This is a genomic window from Micromonospora sp. NPDC048898, from assembly GCF_043198035.1.
GTDB lineage: Bacteria > Actinomycetota > Actinomycetes > Mycobacteriales > Micromonosporaceae > Micromonospora.
The window spans coordinates 1-9,034 of sequence record NZ_JBICUF010000038.1 but is presented as its reverse complement, the minus strand read 5'-3'; the positions used below and the strand labels follow the sequence as shown (position 1 = coordinate 9,034).

Below are 9,034 nucleotides of genomic sequence, written 5' to 3'. Positions count from 1 at the left end.
CCCCGCCGGCACCCCAGCCGACTCCACCACCGGAGACTCCACCACGGGAGACTCCACCACGGGAGACTCCACCACGGGAGACTCCACCACGGGAGGCTCCTCCACGACCACATGAGCATTCGTCCCGGAAATACCGAACGACGACACACCCGCCCGCCGCCGAGCACCACCCGGCCACTCGGACGCCTCGTCCACGAGCCGAACCGATCCACTGCTCCAGTCCACGTGGGGCGTCGGCTCGTCCACGTGCAACGATGCCGGCACCACCCCGTGCCGCATCGCCATCACCACCTTGATCACCCCGGCCACACCCGCCGCCGCCTGCGCATGACCGATATTCGACTTGATCGAGCCGAGGTAGAGCGGCTGATCCGGGGTGTGCCCGGCGCCGTACGTGTCGAGCAGCGCCTGTGCCTCGATCGGATCACCCAGCCGGGTGCCGGTGCCGTGCGCCTCGACCACCTGGACGTCCGCCGCGGTGAGGCCGCCGCTGGACAGCGCCTGGCGGATCACCCGCTGCTGGGAGGGACCGTTCGGGGCAGTCAGCCCGTTCGACGCGCCGTCCTGGTTGATGGCGGTGCCCCGGACGACCGCAAGGACCGGGTGGCCCGCGCGGCGGGCGGCGGAGAGACGCTCGATCAGCAGCAGGCCGACGCCCTCGCTCCAGCCGGTGCCGTCCGCGGAGGCCGCGAACGACTTGCACCGGCCGTCCGGCGCCAAGCCGCCCTGGCGGGTGAACTCGACGAACATGCCCGGGCCGGCCATCACCGTCACGCCGCCGGCCACGGCGAGGTCGCAGTCGCCCTGGCGGACCGCCTGCGCGGCGAGGTGCAACGCGACCAGCGAGGAGGAACATGCGGTGTCCACTGTGACCGCGGGGCCTTCCAGCCCGTACACGTAGGCCACCCGACCGGAGAGCACACTGGTGGTGCTGCCGGTGAGGACGTAGCCCTCGGCGCCGTCGGTGCCCTCGCTGAGTCGCGGGCCGTACTCCGACGAGGTCGCGCCGAGGTAGACGCCGGTGCGGCTGCCGCTCAGGCCCTCCACCGCCACGCCGGCCCGTTCGAACAGCTCGTGCGACGTCTCCAGCACCAGGCGCTGCTGCGGATCCATCGCCAGCGCCTCCCGCGGCGACACCCCGAAGAAGCCCGCGTCGAAGTCGCCCGCGTCGTACAGGAAACCCCCGAACCGCGTCGAGGACCGCGACACGTCGTCCCAGCCGCGGTCGGCCGGGAACTCGCCGATGCCCTCGCGCCCCTCGATGATCAGATCCCACAGGTCCTCGGGCGAGGCCACGCCGCCCGGATAGCGGCACGCCATCCCGACCACCACGACCGGGTCGTCATCGGCGGCCGCGAGCGCTGCGGGTGGCAGCTCCGGGGCGTCGGCGGTGGGGACCGCCGCGAGGTGTGCGGCCAGCCGCACCGGTGTCGGGTGGTCGAAGAGCAGCGAGCCGGGCAGGTGCCGGCCGGTCGCCCCGGCCAGCCGGTCGCGGAGCTCGACGGCGGACATCGAGTCGAACCCGAGGTCGCGGAAGGCCAGGGTGGTGTCGGTGCCCCGCAGCCGGTGGCCGAGCACGTCACCGGCCAGCCCGGTGACCAGCTCCAGGAGCTCGTCGACGGTCCGGCTGGGCGCGGCGGCGGGCGCCGGGCGCGGCGTACGGGCGACGCCGGTGATCCAGTGGCGGTCGCGCTGGAAGGCGTACGTCGGCAGGTCGGCCGGGCGCGGGGCGGGTCCGAGGACGGCCGGCCAGCCGACCGGGACTCCCGCCAGGTGCGCACGGGCCAGGCCGCTGATCAGCTCCTGCGGTTCGGCTGCGGTGCCACGGGTGAGGGTCACCGTCGTGACGCCGGGCGCGCTGTCCCGCACCAGCCCGGACAGGACCCCGTCCGGGCCCACCTCGACGACCGTGCCGAAGCCGGCCGCGTCCAGCCAGCGGACGGCATCGTGGAACCGGACCGTCTCGCGCACGTGCCGGACCCAGTAGCCGGGATCGGTCACCTCGTCGGCGCCGGCCTGACGGCCGGTGACCGCGGACAGCATCGGCAGGGTGGGTGCGCGGAAGGTCAGGCTCTCGGCGACCCGCCGGAAGTCGTCGAGCATGCCGTCCATCAGAGACGAGTGGAAGGCGTGGCTGACGACGAGCCGGCGGGTCCGCCACCCGTGCTCCGCGCAGGCCTCGGCGAATGCGGCCACCGCACCCTCCGGCCCCGCCACGACTGTGCTTTCCGGGCCGTTGACCGCGGCCACCGAGAGCTCGCCGGCCGATGCGGCCAGCAGTCCGGCCACGTCGGGTTCGGCGGCCCGGACCGAGAGCATCGCCCCGCCGGCCGGCAGCCGCTGCATGAGCCCGCCGCGCGCGGCCACGAGGGCGCAGGCGTCCGGCAGGTCGAGCACGCCGGCGACGTGGGCGGCCGCCAGCTCGCCGATGGAGTGGCCGCCGACCAGCCCGGGCCGCAGCCCCCAGTGCTCCAACAGCCGGAAGAGCGCCACCTCGAACGCGAACAGGGCGGGCTGGGTGTAGCGGGTCTCGGCCAGGACCTCGGCGGGCGCGTCGAACATGAGCTCGCGCAGCGGCCGGTCGAGGTGGGGGGCGAAGGCGTCGCAGACCTCGTCGAGGGCCGTGGCGAAGGCGGGTACGGCCTGGTAGAGGCCGGCGCCCATGCCGGGCCGCTGGCTGCCCTGCCCGGCGAAGAGGAAGGCCACCTGCAGATCGCGAGGGCGGCCCTTCAGGACGTCGCCGGTGGGCACGCCGTCGGCGAGCGCGGTCAGGCCGGCGACGAGCCGGTCGGCGTCCTCGGCGAGCACGGCGGCCCGGCAGTCGAAGGCGGTGCGGGCACCGGCCAGCGTGGCGGCCAGCCCGGCCAGGTCGGCCACGGCACCGGCGGTGAGGTGGTCGCGCAGCCGCCCGGCCTGCGCCCGCAGGGCCTGCTCGGAGCGCCCGGACAGCAGGAACGGCAGCGGCGTCGTGATCGGCGCGCGCGGCGGCACTTCGGGCACCGGGGGCGCCTCGGCCACGACGACGTGGGCGTTCGCCCCGCCCATCCCGAAGCTGCTGACCCCCGCGGCGAGGCGGCGCTGCGGGTCGGGCCAGTCGCCGAGCCGATCCTGGACGGTCATGTTCCACTCGGACAGCGGGATCTCCGGATGGGGCTCCCGGTGGTGCAGGGTCTGCGGCAGTTGCCGGTGACGCAGGGCCAGCACGGTCTTGATCAGGCCGACGATGCCCGCCGCGCCCTCGAGGTGGCCGACGTTGGTCTTGGCCGAGCCGACCCGCAGGGGGCCGGTCCGGCCGGCGGCGAGCGCCCGGTGCAGGGCCTGCGCCTCGACCGGGTCGCCCGCCCGGGTGCCCGTGCCGTGCAGTTCGACGTACTGGACGTCGGCGGGGTCCAGGCCGGCGCGACGACAGGCCAGCGTGATCAGCTCGGCCTGGCCGTCGACGCCGGGCGTGGTGAGCGTGGCGGTCCGGCCGTCGTTGTTGACCGCGCTGCCCAGGATCACCGCGTCGATCCGGTCGCCGGCGGCGAGCGCGTCGGCCAGCCGCTTGAGCACGACGAGGCCGCCCCCCTCGCCGCGGACGTAGCCGTTGGCCCGGGCGTCGAAGGTGTGGCAACGCTCGTCCGGGGACAGGACGCCGAACGCGTCGGTCAGGTCGAACGTCTCCGCGGCGAGATTCAGCTGCACCCCGCCGGCGATGGCGAGGCTGGTCTCCCCGCGGCGCAGACTCTCGCAGGCGAGGTGCACCGCGGTCAGGGCGGAGGACTGGCCGGTGTCCACGGTCAGGCTGGGGCCGTGCAGGCCGAGGGCGTACGAGACCCGGTTGGCGATCATGCCGCGGTGCACGCCCGTGACGGTGTGCCCGGAGGCCGCGCCGGGCCCGACCTGCTGCGTCAGCCGGGCGTAGTCGTCGGCCATCGCGCCCATGAAGACGCCCGTACGGGTGCGGTCGGTCGCCGCCGGGACGATGGCCGCCTGCTCCAGCGCTTCCCAGGCCAGCTCCAGGGCCAGCCGTTGCTGCGGGTCCATCGCGTCGGCGGCCCGGGGGTCGATGGCGAAGAACTCGGCGTCGAACAGGTCGACGCCGCGCAGGAACCCCCCGCGGTACGGGCGGGCGCCGCCGGCCAGGTTCCGGTCCGGCGGCGGATCGGTCACCGCGTCGACGCCGTCGCGCAGCAGCTCCCAGAACGCTTGCGGATCGTCCGCGCCGGGCAGCCGGCAGGACATGCCGACCACCGCCACGGGATCCGGCCCGTCGTGCCGAGCTGCCGCCTTCTCCGCCGGATCCGCCACAGTCGTTCTCCTATCCGTCGAGCTGTTTTGGCTGTCCCAGGTCGTTCCGGCGCGAACGCAGCCGGACCACGACGAACCTGACCACGGCGACGAGCAGCAGGACGCCGACGATCAGGGTGAAAAGGTTCGCGAACCGCTGCACGGTCGCCCAGTTGTGGCCGACCGCCCAGCCCGCGGCCAGCAGCACCGCGTTCCAGAGCGCGGTGCCCGCGGCGGTGTACGCGACGAAGCGTCCCAGCCGCATCCGCTCGATGCCGGCCGGCAACGAGACGTAGCTGCGGACGATGGGCACCAGCCGGCAGAGGAACACGGCGCGGTCACCGTGCCGGGCGAACCACGCCTCGGCCCGGTCGAGATCGCTGTCCCGCACCAGCGGGATGCGGGCGAACAGTGCCCGGGTGCGGCGGCGGCCGAGGGCCGCACCCACGTAGTAGTGCGCCACGGCGCCCACCACCGAACCGACAGTGCTCCAGATCAGCAGCGCGAGGTATGTCAGCTCACCCTGCCGGACGGCGAACCCGCCGAGCAGCAGGACGAGTTCGCTGGGCACCGTGGGGAACAGACTCTCCAGCGCGGTGGCGATGGCAACACCTGGCGCACCCAGGGTCTCCATCAGGTCGACAGCCCAGCTGCCGGCCTCGCCCGCCGGTACGTCCAGCGAGAGAACGACGGTCATGGCGGAACTCCGTCCTGCCCCGGGGCGAGACCCAGCGGTCCCGCCCCGGCGGCGCTCAGCAGAGGGTGATGGAGTTCTCCGACTCGAGCTCGTTCACCAGCGTCCAGGTCAGCTGGCCCACCTTGCCCTTGTAGCGGCCGGCCGTGCCGAACGCCGTCAGCTTCTGCGTCTCCCCCGCGGCCAGCGACGTCAGGTTGACGATGCCGGCGACCCGGATGCCACCGTCCGGGATGGTGTACTTCGACGTGGAGAACGAGAACAGCTCACCGGTCGCGCTGTCCTGGCGGATGATCGTGCCCTTGATGTCGTTCTCGCCGATCTTCACGCGGTCGGCGTTCAGCACCGCGTCGAGCGTGAGCACGACGTCCCCGACGCTGGGCCCGGTCGGCGCGGCGTCGCGGTAGTCGGTCGAGATGAGCTGTTCGATGAACGAGACGGTGATGCAGCCCCGCTGCGCGGGCGCGGCCGAGGCCGCACCGGGCACGGCGACGACGGCCACCACGAGCGAGACGACGACGGCGGCGAGGCGAGCGGTAAGCGACTTGCTGGGCACGGCGGCCCCCTTCTGGAGACGAGACAGCTTGCCGCGCCATCGTCGCGAGCCGCCCTAAAGCGACGCTTGGCCAGCGCCGATGCCGTCACCGAGCCACCTGCGCAGCGCGGCGGTCAGGCCGGCCGGATCCGGGTCCACGCCGTCGTGCCAGGCGATGTGCCCGTCCGGCCGGACGAACAGGGCGGTGGCGCCGAGCGGCGTGTCCGTGGTCCCGCGCACCACGACGAGCCGGTCCGACCAGGGCGTCACGTCCGGCAGGCGCGCGGCGCCGTCGGAGAGGTCGAAGAGGACGGCGTGCCCGTCGTGCAGATGGTCGGCCGTGGCGGTGTCGCCCGCCGCGGTCTTCAATCCGACCTGCGGCAGGCGGCGGCCCAGCAGCCGGTCCGGCGCGCCCGCGGCGGTGCCGCCCATCGGGTACGCCGGGCCGATGTTCGTCACCAGCTCGGCGAGGAACACGTTGACGTCGGCGAATCCGAGGAACTCGGTCATCATCTCGCGCATGTAGCGGGCGAGCGGGCGCGGGTAGAGCAGGGCGAGCTGGGCCTGGATGTTCATGCAGGCCATCCGGCCGGCTCGGTGCCGCTCGTCGTGGTAGCTGTCGAGCAGCCCGGCGGGCGCCTCGCCGCGCACCGCGGCGGCGAGCTTCCAGCCCAGGTTCACCGCGTCGCCGATCGCCGTGCCGATGCCCTGCCCGTTGTACGGGTAGTGCACGTGCGCCGCGTCGCCGGCCAGGAACACCCGGCCGTCCCGATACCGCTCGGCGTTGCGGGTCACGATCGAGTAGTGCCGCAGCCAGGTGCTGCCCGTGGCTCTGAGCTCCGCGCCGGTCAGCCGCCGCGTCGCCGCCGCCAGCTGATCCAGGTCGGCCGGCCCGTCCGGGTACGCCGGCGGGTCGGTGGAGAACTCGGCGGTGAAGACGCGCATGGTGCCCGGGTGCAACGGCGCGCCCAGGAACTGGTCGCCGTTCGGGGTGTACGACAACCCGACCAGGCGCTCGTCCACCTCGGTGCGGTCGATCGTCACGTCGCCGACGATCCCGCGCACGATCACCCAGTCGTCACCCTCGTACGCGATGCCGGCGGTCCGGCGGACGACGCTTTCCCGGCCGTCGCAACCGACGAGGTACGCGGCGCGCAGCTCGTGCTCTCCCGCGCCGTCCCGCAGCCGCACGGTCACGCCGTCGGCGTCGGCGTCGTAGCCGGTGACCTCGGTGCCGAACCGCAGCTCGGCGCCCAGCTCGGCGGCCCGGTCGAGGAGGCGCTTCTCCAGCCGCGACTGCAGCACCATGAGCGTCTGGCCGGGCACGGTGGAGGAGTCGAGCATCAGGTCGGCGAAGCGTACGTGCGGGTAGCCGACCGTGCCCTCGCGCAGCTCGGCGGCGAGTCCCCGCTGCTCCAGCATCTCCAGGGTGCCGGCGTTGACGGCCATCGCCGGCGCCTCTAGGCGCTGGCTCTCGTGGCCGTCCACCAGCACCACGGGGATCTTTCGCAGGGCGAGCTCACCCGCGAGCATGAGGCCCGCGGGCCCCGCGCCGGCGACGACGACCGGGTCGGTCATGGCAGTGCTCCTTCGGCTGGGGCCGGCATCGCGCCGGCCGTGGTGCCGTTCGCCAGGTGAACGGCGAGGGCCTTCGGGGTCGGATGGTCGAAGATCGCCACCGGCGGCACGAACAGCCCGGTCCCCGCCGCGATGCGGTTGCTGAACTCGAGCGCCGTGAAGGACGAGAAACCGAGGTCCACGAAGTGCGTGTCGTCGCCGACCGGCTGGGACGAGTCGTGGCCGAGGACCCGGGCGGCGTAGGTGCGGATGACGTCGAGCAGCAGTTCCGGGCGGTCCTCGTCGGGCAGTTCGCCGAGCCGCTGCTGGAAGGCCAGGGCCGCGGCGGCGTCCGGACCCGCTTCCGGATCGGACGGATCGTCCGGGTCCGCCCGGCGCAGACGCGGCAGCTCGCGCAGTGGGGTGGCCGGACGGCCCCCGGACTGCTCGGCGAACCGTGGCCAGTCGACGTCGGCCACGATGGTCGCGGGCGCGCCGGCGGTGAGCGCGGCGCGCAGGATCCGGGCGCCCAGGGCCGGTGCACCCGGCCGGATGCCGGAACCCCGCAGTTGCTTGGCGGCCGAGGTGTCGGCCGCGGTCGCGTCCCGCCAGCTCCCGGTGAAGACCGTGGACACCCCGACGCCCGCGTCCCGGGCCTCGCCGGCGATCCCGGCCAGCGCGGCGTGCACCGCGGCCTGAATGCTCAGGCCGGCCACGCCGAGCGCACCGGCGATCGAGGCGTGCAGCACCAGCCGGGCGCCGGGGTGGCGGCCGGCCAGGGCCGCGACGTTGCGCAGCGCCGAAGCGGCCGGCGTCAGCAGCGGCTCCAACTGGGCCAGATCGGGCGAGCCGACCGTGGCGCCGTCCAGCTCCGCCGCGAAGTGGCAGACCAGGCGCAGCGGCCAAACGGCGGGAAGGAGCCCGTCGAGGCGGCGCACCTGGTCGTCGTCGGTGGGGTCCAGAGGTTCGACGACGACCGGATGGCCGGCCGCGCGCAGCTCCGCCACGGCGGTGTCCACCTCGGCGGAGGCCGACGCGCCGGCCAGCACCAGCGCTCCCCCGCTCTCCTCGACCAGGGCGCGGACGGCGGCGATGCCGGTCGCGTCCACGGCCCCGGTGACCAGCACGGCGCCGCCCGGTTCGGGCGGGGTCGGGGACTGCTCGGCGGGACGCAGGCGGCGTGCCAGCACGCCCTCGGGACGCACGGCCACCTCGTCCTCGTCGATCGCGCCGCCCAGCACGGCACGCAGCCGGTCCGGCGTCTCGCGGCCACCTTCGGCCGGCAACTCGACGACGCCACCCCAGCGCTGCGGGTGTTCGGCGGCGAGCACCCGGGCGAGACCCCGTACGCCCCCGTGCCCCTCACCCGAACCGCCGACGCCGAACCAGACGGGAACGTCGGCGGTGGCGTCGTCCAGCGCCTGGATCAGCGCGACGGTCAGACCCAGGGCTGATCCGGGCGGGCCGAAGGCGAGCAGCGACACGACGGCGACGGGCCGTTCCCCGGTGATCAGGCGCGACCGCAGCTCCCGGGCCAGCGCCGGTCGTTCCACCGCCGGGTCCACGATGACGACCTCCGCGACGGACCCCTCGAGCGCGGCCAGCACGCCGGCCACCTCGGGCTGATCCTCCGCCCCCGCCGGAACGAGCACCAGACGCCGCCCGGCCGGGGCGGAGGAGCGGCGGTCCGGCACCGGAATCCACTCCTGCCGGTACGCCATCTCGAAGTGCCGCCGCCAGTCGGTCAGCGCGGGCAGCACGGTGGCGAGCGCACCCCGCCCCTCGCCGGCCATCCCCAGCACGGCGGCGACACCGTCGGCGTCACCTCGGTCGATCGCCTCCCACAGCTCCTCGCTGTCGGCATCCGTCCCGGAGTCCACCGGGTCGAGCCAGTAGCGGTGGTGTTGGAAGGGGTAGGTGGGGAGGTTGGTGAGGGGTGCGGGGGTGGTGGGTGTGGGTGGGTTGAGGTGGGCGAGGGT

5 protein-coding genes are annotated in these 9,034 nt (G+C 74.4%); all 5 read right to left on the bottom strand.

From position 1 onward, the window contains the following. Nucleotides 1-4,290: type I polyketide synthase (locus ACGFIQ_RS36060; RefSeq protein WP_393250803.1), on the bottom strand; the 4,290-nt coding region annotated here is incomplete at its 3' end. Nucleotides 4,291-4,300: 10 nt separating this feature from the next. Further along, nucleotides 4,301-4,966: a DedA family protein gene (locus ACGFIQ_RS36055; RefSeq protein WP_393250801.1), complete on the bottom strand. Its 666-nt coding sequence runs from the start codon at nt 4,964-4,966 to the stop codon at nt 4,301-4,303. 55 nt (nt 4,967-5,021) lie between these two features. Further along, nucleotides 5,022-5,519 carry a hypothetical protein gene (locus ACGFIQ_RS36050; protein WP_393250799.1) on the bottom strand — a complete coding sequence of 166 codons (498 nt, stop codon included), beginning with the start codon at nt 5,517-5,519 and terminating at the stop codon, nt 5,022-5,024. Nucleotides 5,520-5,573: 54 nt separating this feature from the next. Next, nucleotides 5,574-7,076, bottom strand: coding sequence for an FAD-dependent monooxygenase (locus ACGFIQ_RS36045; RefSeq protein WP_393250797.1), 1,503 nt, complete (start codon nt 7,074-7,076; stop codon nt 5,574-5,576). Then, a partial coding sequence (locus ACGFIQ_RS36040; protein ID WP_393250795.1) for a KR domain-containing protein occupies nt 7,073-9,034 on the bottom strand: 1,962 nt, incomplete at its 5' end. The genes ACGFIQ_RS36040 and ACGFIQ_RS36045, both read right to left, overlap by 4 nt.

What these genes read in the sequence shown, in the direction of transcription:
- ACGFIQ_RS36055 (WP_393250801.1), bottom strand. Translation starts at nt 4,966, where the DNA reads ATGACCGTCGTTCTCTCGCTGGACGTACCGGCGGGCGAGGCCGGCAGC.
- ACGFIQ_RS36045 (WP_393250797.1), bottom strand. Translation starts at nt 7,076, where the DNA reads ATGACCGACCCGGTCGTCGTCGCCGGCGCGGGGCCCGCGGGCCTCATG.